General features: G+C 54.1%; 15 protein-coding genes. 3 read left to right on the plus strand and 12 right to left on the minus strand.

The window, feature by feature from the left end:
* Positions 1-3: 3 nt before the first annotated feature.
* The 12 genes from OZ428_RS34115 to OZ428_RS34170 all read right to left on the minus strand — a co-directional run bounded on the left by OZ428_RS34115 (position 4) and on the right by OZ428_RS34170 (position 12,093).
* Positions 4-1,059, minus strand: coding sequence for a ParM/StbA family protein (locus OZ428_RS34115; protein ID WP_269134278.1), 1,056 nt, complete (start codon positions 1,057-1,059; stop codon positions 4-6).
* A gap of 250 nt (positions 1,060-1,309) precedes the next feature.
* Entirely contained in the window at positions 1,310-2,389 is a 1,080-nt protein-coding gene (locus OZ428_RS34120) for a hypothetical protein (RefSeq protein ID WP_269134279.1), read from the minus strand.
* A gap of 106 nt (positions 2,390-2,495) precedes the next feature.
* A complete protein-coding gene (locus tag OZ428_RS34125) occupies positions 2,496-2,885 on the minus strand; it encodes a hypothetical protein (protein WP_269134280.1) in 390 nt (129 codons plus the stop codon).
* Entirely contained in the window at positions 2,882-5,665 is a 2,784-nt protein-coding gene (locus OZ428_RS34130; RefSeq protein WP_269134281.1) for a type IV secretory system conjugative DNA transfer family protein, read from the minus strand. The genes OZ428_RS34125 and OZ428_RS34130 overlap by 4 nt, the downstream gene beginning before the upstream one ends.
* A gap of 9 nt (positions 5,666-5,674) precedes the next feature.
* Positions 5,675-6,781, minus strand: coding sequence for a hypothetical protein (locus OZ428_RS34135; RefSeq protein WP_269134282.1), 1,107 nt, complete (start codon positions 6,779-6,781; stop codon positions 5,675-5,677).
* A 23-nt stretch (positions 6,782-6,804) separates the two neighbouring features.
* The gene (locus tag OZ428_RS34140; protein ID WP_269134283.1) at positions 6,805-7,650 is read right to left on the minus strand and encodes a hypothetical protein; all 846 of its coding nucleotides are present in this window, start codon (positions 7,648-7,650) and stop codon (positions 6,805-6,807) included.
* A complete protein-coding gene (locus tag OZ428_RS34145) occupies positions 7,634-8,113 on the minus strand; it encodes a hypothetical protein (protein WP_269134284.1) in 480 nt (159 codons plus the stop codon). The genes OZ428_RS34140 and OZ428_RS34145 overlap by 17 nt, the downstream gene beginning before the upstream one ends.
* A complete protein-coding gene (locus OZ428_RS34150) occupies positions 8,113-8,766 on the minus strand; it encodes an HNH endonuclease (RefSeq protein WP_269134285.1) in 654 nt (217 codons plus the stop codon). Before OZ428_RS34150 ends, OZ428_RS34145 begins: the two co-directional genes overlap by 1 nt.
* A 12-nt stretch (positions 8,767-8,778) precedes the next feature.
* Entirely contained in the window at positions 8,779-9,156 is a 378-nt protein-coding gene (locus tag OZ428_RS34155) for a hypothetical protein (protein WP_269134286.1), read from the minus strand.
* Positions 9,157-9,169: 13 nt separating this feature from the next.
* Positions 9,170-9,604 (minus strand): hypothetical protein, encoded by a 435-nt coding sequence (locus OZ428_RS34160; RefSeq protein ID WP_269134287.1) that lies wholly within the window; start codon positions 9,602-9,604, stop codon positions 9,170-9,172.
* The gene (locus tag OZ428_RS34165; RefSeq protein WP_269134288.1) at positions 9,585-10,865 is read right to left on the minus strand and encodes a hypothetical protein; all 1,281 of its coding nucleotides are present in this window, start codon (positions 10,863-10,865) and stop codon (positions 9,585-9,587) included. The genes OZ428_RS34160 and OZ428_RS34165 overlap by 20 nt, the downstream gene beginning before the upstream one ends.
* 1 nt (position 10,866) lies before the next feature.
* Complete coding sequence (locus tag OZ428_RS34170; protein WP_269134289.1) at positions 10,867-12,093, minus strand: hypothetical protein; 1,227 nt, start codon at positions 12,091-12,093, stop codon at positions 10,867-10,869.
* Positions 12,094-12,598: 505 nt separating this feature from the next.
* Between OZ428_RS34170 and OZ428_RS34175 the strand changes: the two genes are divergently transcribed.
* The 3 genes from OZ428_RS34175 to OZ428_RS34185 all read left to right on the plus strand — a co-directional run bounded on the left by OZ428_RS34175 (position 12,599) and on the right by OZ428_RS34185 (position 17,317).
* On the plus strand, positions 12,599-13,765 hold the full coding sequence (locus OZ428_RS34175; RefSeq protein WP_269134290.1) for a hypothetical protein: 1,167 nt from the start codon (positions 12,599-12,601) through the stop codon (positions 13,763-13,765).
* A gap of 349 nt (positions 13,766-14,114) precedes the next feature.
* Positions 14,115-14,327 (plus strand): hypothetical protein, encoded by a 213-nt coding sequence (locus tag OZ428_RS34180; protein ID WP_269134291.1) that lies wholly within the window; start codon positions 14,115-14,117, stop codon positions 14,325-14,327.
* Positions 14,324-17,317, plus strand: a complete 2,994-nt coding sequence (locus tag OZ428_RS34185; protein WP_269134292.1) for a hypothetical protein — start codon at positions 14,324-14,326, stop codon at positions 17,315-17,317. Before OZ428_RS34180 ends, OZ428_RS34185 begins: the two co-directional genes overlap by 4 nt.
* The last annotated feature ends 185 nt before the right edge of the window (positions 17,318-17,502 follow it).

Consider the following 17,502-nt stretch of genomic DNA (forward strand, 5'->3'; position numbering starts at 1 on the left):
CAGTTACTCCTGAGTCGCTGCCAAGTGCCGGGCAAGCTTGTAGTTGCCTCTGGCATTACCGTACTGAGGGTCTTCAACCACCGTGGACAGTGCACGGCCAATTTCGACACCTTTAAGGTCATCCTGAAGCATCTCAGTGGTGCCGCCGGCAAACAGCACCCGGTTCAGTTCGTCACGGCGTCGAGAGACGATTTTTTCTACACGAGGAACGATCTCGTTCACGATGGCCCGCGTTTCAATTGCAACGATGTCGCGGATGTTTTCATCGTTGTTGCCGATCCTTAACCGTGACCCGTTTTCACGAATAGCGTGTTCAATGGCATATAAGGCCGGGGCGCGCATCAACCCCAAACGATCCTTCGCCGAGTTGGCAACTCGTTCGTAAAGATGTAGCGCACCGACCTCAAACGAATCTGAGTAGCCGCCGAAAACCAGAACTCCGTTCTCGAAGAGCGCGATATCCGTGGTGTTACCGCCGATATCGACCACCACATCAAGGCCCTGAGGTTCAACTTGAAACATCCCCTCCTCGTCCATCATGTAGTCGAGATAAACCGCAACCCCCTCCGCCGTACCATTCAGATTCGCGAACACAGATCCGCCCCGGGGCAACTGCAAGCCTGGGCGCCTGGCTGACAGCACGGTAGCTGGCTGTCGCCAAGCCTTCACCCGGGCCTTGATCAGATCGGAATTTACTTCCCCGCGGGAGTTGTAAAAAACATTGAGCGGCATGCCGAATACCGCATCGACCTCGGCGTTTGAAAGATCACCGAATTCTTGCACCAGGATGGCCAGCACAAGCGCGGCATTCATGTCCGAGCTGTAGTAACTACCGAAGCGGGTATCAAGAGGAGACTCAACCCGCGGTCCAACTGCGTAAACACTGCTGCCTACCTGAATGACGATTTCGTCTGGGCCTTTTGTCGCTCCGCCGAGGCTGATGCCGACCTGAGGCTTGGTGGAGACAGTGCTGCGGATTGAAATTTTCCGACCATTGCCGGCGTAAAGCTTGGCGTGGTTGCAACCGATGTCTGCACCCACCGTAATTTTCTGAATCATGCTTTCTCTCCACAAAAATAGAATCGTATCGGCGTTATCTTTTTGTTTTACCGTCGCACTCTCGAATGCAAACAAATCTTAGCGGTTTGCTAGGCCCAACACAACCGGAAGACGCAGGAATAATATTTATATCAATGAAAGTTTTTGTCGGTTATAGAATCGAATAGCTATGCACAAACTGAAGATTCGAGGCTGCCTACCGGCAAGGCAAAAAAAACCCGCACAAGGCGGGTTTTTTAGAGCTGCTGAATCAGCTATCGAAGCCTGGCGGATTATCAAACTGGTCCGGCTCCGGCTCCGACTGCGGCTGAGGATCAGCGGCCTTGTCAGCAGGCTTGGCCGGATCGATACCAGCTTCTTTTAACAGCTCATCGCTGTAGGCCGGCGCCGGGAATTTCTCCGAGGGAACCAGGAGCGGGTCGAAGCGATCTTTCGGCGTCACAGACAAGTGGCTGATGTAGTTGAACTCGTCGGAAGGTGCCCGGCGGATGTAGCATTCTGCGGCATACACCTGCTTGTCGTCCTGGAAACGCTTGGCCAGGGCCACGTAGTTGGCCCCACGCGGCGAGTTCATCATTTTCTTCGACATTTCGATCGACATGACCGGGATCATTTCGATCGTGCCTTGGCCGGCAGCCGCGATTTCCAGCATTTTGGTCAGGCGGGGGTTTTTCTTCAGGCCTTCGACGACTTGAGCGCCATTTTCAGCGCGCTTGACCTTTTCGCCGTCCACTTCAACTTCCGCCACGCCCTGGCGGATCGAAGTGAAATCGATGACTTTACCGTCTTCGCTCATCAGCCGGACAATTGGACGGGCACGAGAGCGATCAGATGCGCACTTGTCGGCCAGCGCCGCTACTGCACCAGGGAACTGCTCGGGAGTCAGAGACAGCGGCTTGCCCAGGCGATCCAACGCACCCCAGTTGGTTTCTTTGGTGCCTTCCACGTTGGTGCCGGCGCGGTACATCGCATTACCGATGGAGAGCTCATTTCGGCTATGACCGAAGAACTCTGCCCAGCGAGCGATACCTGTAGTTGGCTCGCCTTCCGCTTCCGGCTCGCGCACCCAGACGGTGCTGAACAAAATCATGCCGCCGACTGGCACGTAGTGATTGCTCTTTTCCTTGGAGAAGGAAAGAAGGTCATTGCGTTTGGTGTTTTCGGCCGCGTCACCAGAAGTGGTCAGAATTACGGAGTACGGCTTACCGTTCAGATCACGACCAACAACAGTATCGATGTCTTTGCTGCCCTCGGAAGCCACATAGGCCTCAACCTGCAGCATCAGGCTTTGTTCGGGTTTGTTTTTCTCTTGGCTTTTGCGCTTGAACATGACGTGCTCCTGGGACTTGGCTGGCGTTAATGCCATCGACACAAACCATAGACACACGTCAATTATTTTTCAAGTAGATTTTACTATCGACACTCATTTAGTAAAGTTAAAGCCAGTTGAGTAGCCTGCCTACCCCATTTGCCTGCGCGCCCTGGGGTTGATGAAAACCCAGCGCCACAAGTATTTGACCTACTGATTGGTCAGTCATCGACAGGGGGTGATTCCATAAGCCGACGGGAATATGGTTAAAGGCACCGTGCCGGTCGACCAGGGCCGCGACGGAAGCTGCTATCACATGAGTTTTTTCGTCAGCCGCTTCCAAGCTGATCATTGGCCAGTCGGTCCCAACGTCGTCATTGCGCAGTTCCCAGGCTGTGTCGAGTGTCATAGCTTCCATTTCAAGGATCGAGGATGGCACGGCGATCTCTGCGCTCGCAAATCCGAGCAAATGACGAACCTGGTCCCAATCCAACACATTTCCCTTAATCAATTTCATTGTTGCTCCTCCTTTTCACCCGTTGTGCTGGCCTGGCCAGTCGTTTTCAGTGAGTCCGTCATTTTGCCTTTGAGATCGGAAAGCGCGCCGCGAAGTGAATTCGCCGAAAAGTTCTTTGGCACCGGGCTTTCCGGGTAGGTGTTGTTTGGGTCATCTGGCATTGCGTTTTTCACTGCTGTGTTCGCACTCAAGCGCGCTTCCGGCAAGGTTCCTGACCACTGGGCATCGCTGCCGGTCTGCTGCATCTGCTTCACTTCTTGCATCACCGCAGCACTAAGGGCTGTTCGTGAAATCATGGCTTGGGTTGCCGTATCCGGCGCGTGATCGTCCATGCTGAATGAAAAATCTGCAGGGTGGATCAGTGGTTGGTCTGCTTTCGTTTCCAATGCAGCCTGCGGCGCCGGCGCCACGCTGATAGGCAACTCCGGAAGCAGGGATTCATCAAAGGTAAATACCGGCTGCGGGGGGGCAACAGTCGGCTGCTGCAACAGCGCTTTTTCAAGCAGGTCCAGGGAGTCTGATTTTGCAAAATCCACGTTGCTGTCAGTTGCGTTCGCTGCGGTCGCCGGCGCCGCGGCCTTTGCAAGCTGGGCTGTGGCGGCTGGAGCAGCCTTCGCTTGAGCCGGCTGTGGGTAAGCCAAACCGGGTGTTCCTTTACGATCACCTTTGAAAATCTGCTCAGCAGCTTTCTGCATCGAACTAAAGAGTTCGCCACCACGAGCCTGGCTGCCTTCGATTGCACTTTTGCACCACAGATGAAACTCATCGCCAAGATCGATAACAGCAGGTTCTGTGGTTGGCAGGTAGGTTTTTACCGCTTCCTGGATCTTGTCTAGATGTTTACGCATTGCGATAAGTCGTTCAGCGTCTTCTACTACCCCGCTTACCCCAACTGGGGTTCTCATACGAACGAAACTGTTCACCTGCGACTGCGAGCTTTGTTTGATGTCTGGGTAAAACATCTTCACTTTGGTCCAGAGCTTTCCGCCGAAGTAAATGTGCGCCATCCCAGGGTCCTGTGACGCCATCTGATCAATACGAGCACGGTCGACTTCCTGAACCTGAAGCGCGTCCACTGACTGGAAATTCGTTTTCACATCAGGCCGGCCGCCGTTGGGTCGGTCACCCCAGGTGCCAGCAACCGACACAAGTTTCTTGCCGCAAGTTTCGACAAGCAGCTTGACGGTGTTCGGATCGAAAGTTTTCAAGAAAATCTTCGTACTGGTGTTAGCGTTCACCCGGTCCGCCTCGACCTCGGACCCTTTTTTGAAGCTGGCCCAGTCCTGACCGCTAAAACATGCAAAAACGCCCATGGATCGAATTTGAGCTACGACATCGCCAAAACCTTCTACGCAGTAGCTTCCATACTCATCAAGGAACAAACCGTAAGGGATTTGCTTACCGATCGGTCGACCATCAATCAGGATTTTCTTCAGACCGGTGAGCTGGCCACCACCAATGATCGGCAGCATTGCGTTCCGCATGCTGGTCACAACCATCCGGCCGAGTTGCTTCAGGGACTCAGGTGACTTTTCCAGGGCCGGGAGCATGATGTAGACGGTGCGGCGCTGGTTAATTACATCGATCCAGTCGATTTCCGAAATGTCAGTGCCAGTGATGTACCCGTAGGTCCCCGATAACAGCGACAGTACCCGGGTAAACTGCATCTGCAGGAAACCCAACTGCTCGGACATCCGGCCCATCGACGTTTCTTTCGCCTGAGGCTGGGTTGCTTTCTGCCAGGCTGAATACCCTGGCAAATCATTAAGGAACAGCTGCGCCTCATCCCGCACGCGCTGTGAATAGATCATGTTTTGAGGAAGCTCAATCAGCTTTTGCAGCGTCATGCGCCGACGCAGGTCATCGGCAACGATTGTTTCACTGCGCAGATCACGGTCTTCGCAAGCAGCACGGATGATCAAGCCGAACAACGCTTCGGCACGACCACGCCACATGTCATCATTTCCACCGCCGGACCCCCCACCCATCATGGAAGAGACCATCTCAGACAAACTGTCTGCGGACGCGATCTCGAAAATGTTCGTTGTGTTCGAACGCTTGGTGTTTGCCCCGCCAGAAGTCAGGTAGTTGATCACCAGTAACTGGCGTTCGAGACCGAAGTGGCGAGCAAGCGTGTAGAGCATGAACCAAGTGGTAATGTCGGCCTTGCCGTCACAAAAAATTCCGCCCGACCCCTGGGCCATAAGTTGGGCAATCATTCCCAGGATAGCCTGGGTCTTCCCCGAGCCGGTGGTGCCGATCAGGAGCAGGTGGCGAACCAGCAGGTCCATGGAAGACCAGATCTGTGCCCCGCCATTGTCCATGTCGGAGCCCAAAAGCATAATGCCGTCCCCCATCATTTCCTTGGGGTCTTTCAGAAACAGCAGGTTGCCCAGGATGGGAATGTGCTTGAGAGGCGTGACCTTCTTCACCACGCCAAAAATGTCCCTCACCACCGGGGCTTGCTGCAGCTTGAACAATTTCTTGTGCAGTGGGCTTGCTTTGCAGACGAAGGCCGGTCTAGACAGTGCCCATGTGTGTTCCTGGCGTGTCGCCGCAAAGGCACCGAATGCACCCACACCGATACTGGCTGAAATCTCAAAAAGCCCGGGTGCTGCCAGAGCCAGAATCCCAGTACCCATCATCAATGGGGGAGCGTATTCCTGGATGGCGTAATTCATCCGCTCAGCTGCAGTGAGGTTCTCACGAATATAGCGGTTGTAATCGAGCTCTTTCGCCGCATCGCTATGACGGTTGTTCGGCTTAGTTGCTAGTGCCATGTTGCCCCCTTAAAGCCACGGATCGAAAGATGCCCAAATGTCGTCGCTTTCGACCCAGGGGCGTTCGTAGGGGTCTTTGCGTAGAGCTTCTTCAAGCCACCCAGCTGCCCATCGGCCACCGGCGTCGAGTTCTGGCTTCATGGTTCCTTTAGACGCGTTGTAAAGCTCAACTTCGTGCCTGAACTGCCCCATGATTCCGGAGCCGGCCACAAAGCTGGTCCTGCGTCCGCAACTTGAGACGGCATCAAAAAAGGCGACATCCTGGTAGCGCAAGAAAGACAGTGGACCAAACTCGACGATCATCAGCCTGCCCATCATTCGAATCAGTCCGATGATTACCGTCTTTTCGTACAGGTGCCCTTTCGTAGCGGCGATCGCAGCGTTCTTGCGATCTTGGGGTGGGATTTGCTTAATCAACGCCTTCCACGCGCGTCCATACTTGCCCTTCTCCAACGCCTCGATCGTCGTGAAGACTGGGCCCAGCGACAAATTGAACACGGCGGCGGCTTTCTCGGTGTCGAACCGAATCAGTTGTTTTTTTTCATCAACCTCACAGAGTTCATAAATCTCAGCCAACCGCCATGGTGTGAGAGGAGCCTGTAGTGCGATCTTGCCATCAAACAAATCCATCTTGCTGGCATCAACCACATCGTTCATCCACTCACGTCCGGGCATTTTCTTGATCAACTGGACAATGCTCGGAATACCCACGACGACCCTGAACATCTGCGGATCCTGCATGCGTGAGTGCTTGAAACACCGGTAGCCGGCGTAGATCAGAATTGGACAGAAAATAAGCGTTGTGAACCTGTGAACGTAGTCGCCATAGCGCTTAGCTTCGACGAAGCCCATTGCTTTTAACTGCGCCGGCCCCAGACTTGCCAGGTATTCAGGTATTTGCTGAACGGTAGAAGGATCGCGCTTCAGCAAGGGCATGAATTCCTGACCGACCTCTGTAGTGGCCACCCAGCCCCACACTTGGGAGACTGGAAGGATCAGCGATTGCCAGACTCCGAGAATACGATCGGAGAAATGATAAAGAAGGAATATGAGTGCTGCGAAAGCGATCAGCACTGAAATTGCTCCCGCGTCATCGCTACCATTATTGCCGTTCATGGATGTGTTCTCGGAGCTGTAGGTCAGGGATTGGGACTGGACTCTGGGTCGAGCTGGCTGTCGAGCAGTTGCTGCATCGTCGCGGCCATTTCAATGCACAAAGTCATCGCTTCGGAGACCCGACGAAAGAAATCGTCTAGTGGCCAGATTTTCAATCGTTCAACTTCAATACGAAATTTTTCCGGGTCACCGCTCAAGGCGGAGAATTTTCGGGTTGCCGCGGTGATTTCCCCATCCCACAACACGGGGTAGAACCCGGCGCAGACCTGAATCAACGATTGAATCTGCGGCGCTTGATTTTGACTGCGCATGCGTGCCGCTTGATCAGCAACAAGTTTGGCCATATGCCCTGTGATCTCTTTGCACAGGTCGACCGCATCGTGGCCAAGACATGCCTTGTCACGCATAGCCAAAATGACTTGGGCCGAGGCAGCCACGGCACTGCTGAGTCGCTCAGCTGACTCATCGCCCGGTCGAGCTACTTCCTGGCTGAGATCGGACACCAGTTGCATGCCACAGGCGACAGCGTGTTCGGCCAAGGCTGCCAAATCGGCGGCGGTGAGCGTGCTGCCATCCCGCCAATGCGAAGCGATGAGCCCCACAATTTCGCGAACGATGATGTGCCGGCTGAAACCAGCAGGCTCTGGGTTTTCCAGCAATCGTTTTTGGATTCGGTCGCACAGGTCGATTGTGCGATACAGGAGTGTTGATTGGGCCTTCACAATCTGCTCGCTGGTCACGCCTTCCCCTAGTCCTGGGCGGTGGAGAGAGGCGAGCATCAATGGTTCGACGAGTTGCAGACTGACTAGCTTGCGTTGGCCAGTTGATGAATTGTCGGCCCCTGGTAAAACTTCATCGCGCAGGAGCATAACCAGCCTCCGGTGCAAGATCTCGCTGAGCCGCTGGAGAACGTAGCCAGTCGCCATTCAATAAGTTGATCGCCCAATGTCCAGCGGCGTCAGGAAAAATCACCTGGCCTGGCTCAGCGAAAGCAACCTCCGGACAAGCCTTCATGACAGCTTCAACAGCGTCATGACGCCAAGTACCGTTATCCACCAATTTACTTTTCGCATAGCGCAGGGCGAGCAGTACCAGGGCCGGAGGAGCCAAGGCGGTGTCCCTTGTGTCACCTGGTACAACAGTCAGTCCTTTATCGGACTTTTGAAAGCCGTCTGATATGGCGTTGGCTTCAACCAATAACTGGCAGGTGCTGTTGACGAGGTAGGCCAGCAATACAGAGTTTCCGGATCGCGCGCGCATATCCAACGCCCAGGGTTGGCCGCCGCTGGTCATCATGCAGAGGTCTGCAAAGTTCGAATAATTTCGTTCCATCAAGTTGGACTCCCCAGTCTTTGTTTCATGACCGACACCCAAAATTTCCTACGTTCCAGCTCCATTGACTCGGGCGGTTTAGCCGGATTGAGATCCTGCATGCGACGGTGGACCAATCGAACATCGGCAAACAAAGACTCTCTTTTCGAGTATTCCTCATTGCTCATGCTCGACAGAATCTCAGCCACATCGTTGAGTTCCGAAGACCCAAAAACGCGCTCGGCGGCACCAATGCAGTTGGTCAGGTACTCTTCAAAGTTGTAGGCCCACTGAACGTACATTGGCTTCGCGTTTTGATGGGCACAGATCCAATCGTAAAAACGCGTAGCCTGGTTCAGGAACGCCTGAGGTGGCAGGGGTTTAATTCGATCAGTCGAGATCCCCACATACCCCAGCTCGTAAACGCCTGCGAGTCCGATGTGGTGACAGCGGTGACACCAGGCGCAAAGAGTGATGATGTTGGCCGGATTATTGTTTGTGTGATCATCATCTTTGTGGTGGCCTTCCTGATATCGGTCAGCCTGCCAGCTGCATTCTTGGCATGTGGAGTGATCACGAACGATGGCTTTGCTGCGGGCGTCGAGGTACACCTTGTCATTGTGAATTTCCTCCTCCCGCCAGTTTCCGCGTTTAACCCCAAGCAACAAAGTCATCGTCGTCAATCCTCATACGCCAGGAAGCAAGGTCGCACCGCCCATACCGAGCATGGAAGGCAGGAAGTAGGCGCCGATCCCCGCAATGGCATAACCCGCGGTCTTGGCCGGCTTGGCTTCCTGATCGTTGCCTTTTTGAACTTTCGACCAGTTGTCCCAGGCCTTGTAAGCAAAGAAGATGCCCGCGATCTGACTCACGTTCAGCAGGAGTAACGGGATGCCCGAGATGTTGCTGTTGAGGTTAGTAATGCTCTCGCCCAATTGGGAGGATGTGTTTGCACCGATCGGGTTTGAAGTTGCTGCTTCAGCCATGCCAGCAATCAAAATCGAGCCGAATGCCATTTGAGTTTTCCAGTACAGGTTGGAAGGCAACGCTTTAAGGTCTTTCATCTTGAGCTCCAGGTTATGTCATCAAACCCAACATCAAATCGGCGTCATACAAGAGCCGACCAAAATCGGGAATCATTGGGACCGTGTTGTGCACGATCGCGAAAAAGTAGCGGGAGTGGTAAGCAATGACTCCAGCAAAAAAATGAGAGGCGACACTGCCCATGTTGTCTTGCTGTCCTGCGCCTCGGCCCGAGACGACTCGGGCATATATCAGCATCGACTTCACGGCGTAATAGATTCCGAAGATGGTCACCATCGACTCGGCAAGCGCGCCAATAGCGGTAACCATTGCGGCGCTGCTGCCGCCCGAGCCAGACGATCCACCGCCTATGGCTCCGCCGTTCAACAGCGGGTCAGCGAATGTCGGCATGACAAAAAAACAAAGCACTATCAGAAGTCCTAGCGACACAAGTGCACGGCTTTCCCGGTTAGCGGTATTCACGGCCATTTACGAATGCTCCATTTGCTGAAACGTTGCCGATTGACTGGCCGGCGATTTTTTGCCCGGTACTCACTTCATAGACATTGCCGCCAATGATCATGTGGGCGTGCCAATTGTCCCGGACCAAAAACGAACCCAGATATTGAACATCGGACTTGACCGGCTCCGCAGCCGGCGCGGCTTGCTTGGTTGAAACGACCTTATGGACAGGTTTTTCAACGATGGTTCTCGGTTTTGTCACCGGAGCAGCTGCAGGTTTAATGGGTGCAGAAGGTTTCGACTTTGGCTGGTTTTTCTCAGCATCCAAGGCGCGTTGTTTCCACTCGTCGCGCTCCTTGCTCACCACCGCCAGTTGTTCCCTGACGGTGTTCAGTTCATTTGGCACCGATGTCTTTGGCTTCGACTCTGCCGGTAACTCGGCCTCCTTCGGTGCCACTACTGTTGGTTGTGGAAGAACAACAGGAGGGGCCGCAGGAATAATGACCGGCGCTTTAGCGTCAGATGGTTGAACGCCGGGAGAGAACAACTTGTCGTCGTCACTGCTGCCATTAAAGAGATCGTCACCGGCGCTTTTTGCTGCAGCCGCGTCGAGGGCTGCAGCAGGGTCAGATGCACCCAGATGGGAGACGTTGTCAGCCCCAGACTGAAGGTGCTGGATCGCCGCTTCATAGGGCGCGACCTGTGTCACAGGAGTTAACGCTGCAGTAGTTTCCTCAGCTTTATGTTTTTTGTACTGGTTCCACCCGACCACGGCGAGGACTAGAACACCGATGATCAATTTCGGTTTGTGTTTTTCAATAAACGTAACCGGCGTTTTGCGCCCCTCCGCCGGGGCCGCCTCACTCGATGGGCTTGCTGGTTGGAGCGCTTCAGAAAAAACAGCACGCTCTGGATCAGCTTGGACAAGCGAAAGTTCTTCCAGGCCCACTACAGAAGCGTGCCGATCCATAGCAGGTTCGTTGGTCGGGGCATATGAATGGGGTAGTGCCACCGAAAGGTGAACGGCGTCTACAGGCAGATCACCTGCAGATTGAGGATGGGTGTCTGCAGTCGTGGGCATGGGTGGCAAGTCGGCCAGCATGTCAGTGCTCGATGCTGAAACCGGCGCTTCCGCAGGCGCTGGGGCGTTATTGATGAGCAGATCATCAACACTCAGCATATCCGCTGCCGGGGGAAGTACGAGCTCATTCATGTTCCCTGTTGCGGGCTCATCGTCCTTGGCGCGACGCTCGGATCGCGGGAGGTCTTCAAAAAACTGCTCTGTCATTTCAAATGTCCTCAGCGAGCATCAGGCCGATGATCTGCATTGGTGGAACTTTGGCTTGAGGCTTGATTTCCCCTGCCATTTTTTGGGCTTCTTTCAGTAATGGCTCAGTGGCTTTACCCGCTGCATAAATCGCCAGGTCGCCGCCAGACAATTTGTCTTGGGTTGAGGTAGTGCCACCGTTCGAGACTACGGTGGTGCCACCGCGACTCAAGCCATCTGCGTACGCGGCAGGGAATGCAACAAGGAAAAGCGCGCCGGCTCGCTGGATATAACGGCCGTTGAATTCAGCTTTGACGTTAGGCATCTGATCAGCCCCGACCGCAACCATCTTGATTGGGATCGATTCCTTATCGAGCTGGACGGCGAAACATTCCAGGTTGAGATATTCGCGACTTGGCCAGGTGAAATTGCACAGTGCTTTGCGACCAGCAAACGGGCCTTGCTCGATGTCCGCTTGAATCGTCCCAGGACGATCAGTGTCGGCACCACCAGGCAGCACGGCGGTCCAAATAGTGCCCATCGGATAACCAAGCTTGGTTGACGGCTTCCCATTGCCACCCAGTCCGGTTCGCGTCGTCGAGTCCACACCACCGACGAGTGCTTCATCCAGTTTTTTCACATCGAGAACGTGAGCCGTGGAGGCTACCTGAGCGGGGCCATCGACACGCTCCGATATCCGTGCCAACTGGATGGCCAGGGCTTTCTCCATCGCTTCTGCACGCTTTAGATCGGCCTGAGCTTGCTGTGTATTCGCGGCTTTGTTGGATTGTCCATCACCCGCCGGAGGTTGCGGCGCCAGTGGTGGCTTAGGCGCGGCATCTACCTTGGGCGCAAGCGGCGCAGTCGGGCCAGCCAGAGGCGGCACGTAAGTGCCATTGGTCTGCTTGGCTTCTTCCAGCGCAGCAACCTCGACTTTGCCATCCAACCCCTTAACGCGCGGATCGTTTGCGGCTCTTCCTTCGCCTGCTGGTGGCACGACGTTAACGACGGTGTTTGTCGCCGCGTCAGTTGGCATATGACTTTTGCGGTAAGCAAACACGCCAACCCCCACTGCCAATGCGAAAGCAATCAACAGCGCCGGTCGGTTGTTAGCCAACGAAGACGCAACCCCACTCCAGGACTTCTTGCTGCGTAGCCCCTCGTCTGCTGGCTGCTCTATCCGATCCATGTCTTCCAGAGTTTGAGATTCACTCAGCGCACTTATGGTGGGTTCTGATTTTTCCGCCATCTAATTTCGCTCCAAAAATATGCACAGAAATATATCAGCGCAATTCCTTTAGCACAAGGAATCACCCCCTCACGCTGCGGTTGTTGACGTGTTTTGTTCCATCAGATAGCCTCCGGTCCAACAGGCTCGGTTGGCTTATACTATAATTGTATTGTCATACTATCTAAAATATATATGGTTTACCATTATATTGTCATAGTATTATAGTCTCGAAAGCATCACATCGGCTTTCATTCTGAACGGTTTTAGGGCTAGCTTGATCCTGAATCGCATTGCCCAGAATTGAGTCGCATAGCTATGCGAATGAACGCCAGATCAATTTTCTCAAGTGATCTCCTTCTCCCGGGGTCAACTCGCTTCGCACGGTTTTGCCTGCACCTGAAGAGCCAACAATCTCGATCAGGCGCTTCCTGCTGCGCGAAAACGCGAAGTTATGCCGGGCATGGCAATGACTTGAGATTCAAGGACAAACAATGCTTAACAATGCAAAGAATGAGGTGGGTTAATGGCTATTCCGGCTTTGGGCGTCGTCATCCTCGATGACAAGCGGTATCCCGCGACTTCAGCGGGTTACGCGGTAACGGCCGAAGGTGGCCGTCGGATCAATAGACTTTCAGACCTCGCGTCCGGAGTGGTCTGGTACACCAGCGTCGGCTATGCCGAATTTAAAAGGGGGCAGCTTTACAAGCAGTCGAACCTTCGTGGCGATCAGCTGCTGCGCTGCAGCATGTCCAGCATCATTCACGAGATTGGCCTTGAATATGCGCCGATACCTGAGCAGGCCGAGGCTGTCTTCAGGGTGTTCCAAGAAATTGCAGGCTACCTGGAAGCCAATCTGGGATGGAACGGCAAGGTGTTTGGTCGGCTCGATTGGTACTTGAACAATTTCCTGGGCATTGCCTCGCGACAAACAGCCGGTTCTCCCCTCATCACCGCAGCTCGGAATGCGCACGAGTACATGACTCCTGCGATGGTCCAATCCAATCCTGATGCAACTTCTCGGACCTACATCGCGCCCCGAATCCCTTATCTGCAGGCGTTGATGACCTTGCCGGTTCCTCATCTGCGAGCCGACTGGACCTATCAGCCACTGTCCGGCCAGGCCGATAGCAACAGACTGGCTGCCGAAGGTGGTTTGGGCTCTTTTTTTGAGGTAAGCATCAGCGATATCGACCCTGACCTTGCTGTAGTAGCGCCGTTTGCTGCTCGGCAGACAACAGACTCTGATCCGCGAGTGTGGTGCGCGCTCCCTGAGGCAATGTTCTATGCGGATCGGTCGAACCTGGTGGTGCGGGGTGTATGGAAGCCGAGTCGCGTGGAAAGTCTCGGCGAGCAACTCGCTGCGGCATCTTCCAACGGAATGAAACTGGTCCCGGATTGTGACTTTTCGTACTCCGCAGGACTTATCGCGGAATCGTTGCTCTACGCGATTCTTGGAACCACTTCGGGGGACAAGCCTGCCACAGGCCGTGAACCGGTCGCAGCTTACGTCGCGGCGCATGATCGATTGATGATGATACGTCATGCACAAAAGGTGTACGACGCAGGTTACACCCCGATGTCTAGCGCTTGCGGCGGACGCCTGGTGGTATCCCTTCCCGCGATGGCTATTGCGGATCTTGACAGCCTTTGTCAGGGCATGGGTCTGGAAGCGCCCATGACTGGCTCGTAAGAGGCGCCGATATCGCGTCATGCGAGATAGGTTTTTCGTCATGCGAGATGGGTTGTGAGCACCCGGGGCGGCCACCCCGGCCGCTCGCCAAGCGTTTTAAAGGTCGTTCAGCGCCTCCATCCTCCGTAGCCGTCTAATTCTGGGGATTTGAATGGTTACGTCATGCGAGGTTGTTTTTAGCTATTTGCAGACTTGCTTCAAGGTTTTAGCTGTAGATGCGCGTTGCGTAGCGCAGTGCGTGATAGAGGTGCGTTATTGGCCTTTGAATGTCCACCGCGAGCATTGAAACGCATAGATATGCAAAAAATGTATTTTCAAGGCATTAAATGCCGAATGCGAGGGTTATATCGTGAGCGATCTGACAGAGGCTTCATCCACAAACAAGCTTGAGCGCGCCATGCGTGAATGGATTTCGGCAACGACTCTGAGCTCCAATTTTCTTTCCAAGGTTAAAGGCATTCGCGACCCGGCGTTGCTGCTTCAGTTCAATGCGCTGACCAACGAGCCAAGCGAGGTGGCGATCGCCAAAATCGATGAAATCGTCGCAGGGCTCGACCAATGAGCCTGTTCTATGGGTTGAATGAGTTATTCGGAAAATATTCATCCTCTCGCCTGCCAGTATTGGCTGTGGTTGACCCAAAGACGATCCAGCTGCAGGCGGGGTTGGGGTATATGAGCGGTATCCGAATGTCAGGCGCATACCGGATGTTCGGTAACGCCGAGCGGCACGATGCATTGCGCTCGCTGTTCACCCTCCTCGCAGCCCAGCTTCAACAACCCGGCTGCCAGATCCAGTGGGTGACTGAGGTAAATCCGGATCAAGCACGCCAGGATTTACGAATGCTCACCAATGTTTCGCGCGAAACATGGCGGCGTCTGAACGTCGATATGGTCACCATTGAGGCGCTAATCAGTTCGCGCGAGGAAATGCTGGCCGGGCGCGCCGTTCGGGAAAACAACATTGCGACAGTGACGACCTCGATGCAGTCGTTGGGCGACCCAAAGCAAATTGCGTTGGACTCCCGCGGTGCGCAGAGGCTGCTGGGGGGGCTGCCCCGCTCATTGAGTGCGTTTACCCAGATACTGGGCAGTAAGATGCAAACGCTCTACCAGCGGCATCACAGTAACGTTAACTCGTTCACCGCTGCTATGAGATCGCCTGATGTGACGCAGATCTGCGAGCCCATTGATAGTAACGCCCTGATGCGTGAGATTCGGCGGCTCTACCTCCCTGATACGACGCCAATCAACTGGGCGCCGGCGGTTCAAGGTGATCGCGCCTACTTCAATGTTAATAGCCCCGCCGATGACCATACGCGCTTGCCTCATTTGAGAGACCAAATTCTTCCGGAGCTTATGGATGTCTTTGATGACGGTGTGGTTCGTATTGGGAACCGTGGAGGACGTTTTTTCGCAGTCGCATACATGTATGTCCATCCTCTCACCTGGCTCGACTCCGATCAGCTCGTGAACGAAATGCCTCGTAACTTCCACTGGTGGACGTCGATGTGTTTCTTATCGGGCGCCGAAAAGTGGCGTCGTTACGTTCGCTCACACAAGGGCGTTGCTCAGTCAGTCAAAATTCTGTCCAGTAAGAACGGCGATATTTCGACTCATGCGGAGACGCTGCTCGAAATCGCCAAGACTGAAAACCTCTGTGGTTTTCGCATGCAGGTGTGCACGCAGGCGAGAACGCGTGAAGAAGCCCAGCACCAGATCTATACGCTCATCAGTCAGTTGCAGGCCTGGGGTGGCTGTCAATGGCGACAGGATACGGACGATCCCGATGAACTGCTGAAACATGCTGTACCAGGTTGCGATCGAGCAACGACCTTTGCAGGATCGACGTTCGCGGTTCCCTCTAAGCATGCGCTGCGCACCTTGCCATTTTCGCGGCCTGGCTCGATCTGGCAGCGGCACATGCAGGGCGCATTGCTGATGTTGACCGAAGCCAAACGCCTTTATCCGTTCAAGCACCAAGCTGCCGGCATACAAAAATTCGTTTCGGATCTGTTCATCGCCCCTATGGGTGGCGGTAAGTCGGTGCTGCTGCAGGCTATTCGTGCGGCCTACATTGAAGCGTATGCGTCAGCTGGGCTCCTCCCGAGAGGTGTGACGCTTGATATCGGCCCTTCCTCCAGCGGGATGATTCTTTTACTGCAGTCAATCTTGCCAAAAGAGCACCTGTGGCAAGCGTCCTATCGACGGATCACGGATTCACCAGACTGCTGCATGAATTTTTTCGATACCCAGTTGTGCGTTTGGCACCCCACGACGGTGGAAAGGGTGTTCCAAACAAACTTCCTTATTCAACTGTTCACCTCCGCAGGTAAAGACATCCCGCCGGAAGGGGTTTCCACTGTTGTGCCGATGCTGATCGAGCATGCTTACAAGATGTACCTGGGAGAAAACAGCTCACGACTGAAACGTTACACACCGGGTCTTGCGGGATACGAAGATATCGACGAGATCGTGAGTCGCGAGCGATGGAATCGGGAGGAAGACCTGACATGGAAGCACTTAACCCGGCTGCTCTTCGACCAGGGCAAGTACATCCTGGCTGAATATGCACAGTGGAGGGCCATGCCAACCTTACCTGATCTGGCGGACGTACTTCATTCGACCCAGGAAATCACTGACTTTTATGGTGAGCAGGTCGTGCCTGGTCTGGGGATCACGCTCCTTAAGTACTTAACCAGTGTTCTGCAAAGCTGGACGCGGTCCCACATTTTCAGCGGGCCTACCACCTTCAGGACCAACGCTAGGATCTTGGCGCTTAACCTTGAGGACGTGGTTAAAGCGGGTGGCGTTTCGGGTGAGCAGCAAGGAGCTCTGATCATGCTTCTTGCGCGTCACGCTACAACGCGGAAATGGTGGATCAACGATGACGTCCTGAAGGAGCTGATATGCGCACCAGAAGTGCGTGAGTTCCACCGTAGGGCGATGGACCGTGAGAAGAGCATGCCCTCGCGACTTGATATCGATGAATACCATCGTACCAAGAAGTTCACCAAGGTCCGGGAGCAGTTTTCCCAGGATCGCCGTGAGATTCGTAAATTCAACATTCATTACGGGATGGCATCGCAGAGCGACGAGGACTTTGATGGCGATGACATTGAGTTGGCCAGCTCGATTTTCTTTCTGGGCTCACCTGGTGAGCAGGGTATTGTCCGGTGTGAAGCCAAATTCGGCCTGCCAAAATCTGCTGTTGAAGCTTTAAGAAGCAAGGTACGGGGAGCGGATTCCGAAGGGGCCCATATGTTGCTGATTGCTGAAACATCCAAAGGTCGACTTATTCAGTATCTTACCTACCCCCTCCCGAGCATGTACCTGTGGGCATTTTCGTCAACGCCGAATGATGTCAACGTTCGGCAGAAGCTGGCTCTTGCCTTGGGCTACTTGAGCGCGCTCAGGGGACTGGTAAGGCTTTTCCCTGGTGGTTCGATCGAGCGCCGGCTTGATGAATTGAAAGTCATGCACCCGAACCTTGCCCCGGATGAGATTATCAATCACCTGGTGCAGGAAGTGATTCGTCAAACACAACCTGACTAAATTGATTGCAGAGCACAGACTTGAAGCAGTGTGACACCCGCCAATTGAGCGGGTGTTTTTTTGTCTGTCAAAACACTGCTTATCAACACCTAAGATCGATTTGAAGATGCGCAATAGGCCATTAATCAAGTAAAAGAAAATAGATAAGCATAACAATGCGCACAAGTGGTTGGGCGCAAAAAAAA

The organism is Pseudomonas sp. GXZC, assembly GCF_026967615.1.
Classification (GTDB): Bacteria; Pseudomonadota; Gammaproteobacteria; order Pseudomonadales; family Pseudomonadaceae; genus Aquipseudomonas; species Aquipseudomonas azotoformans_A.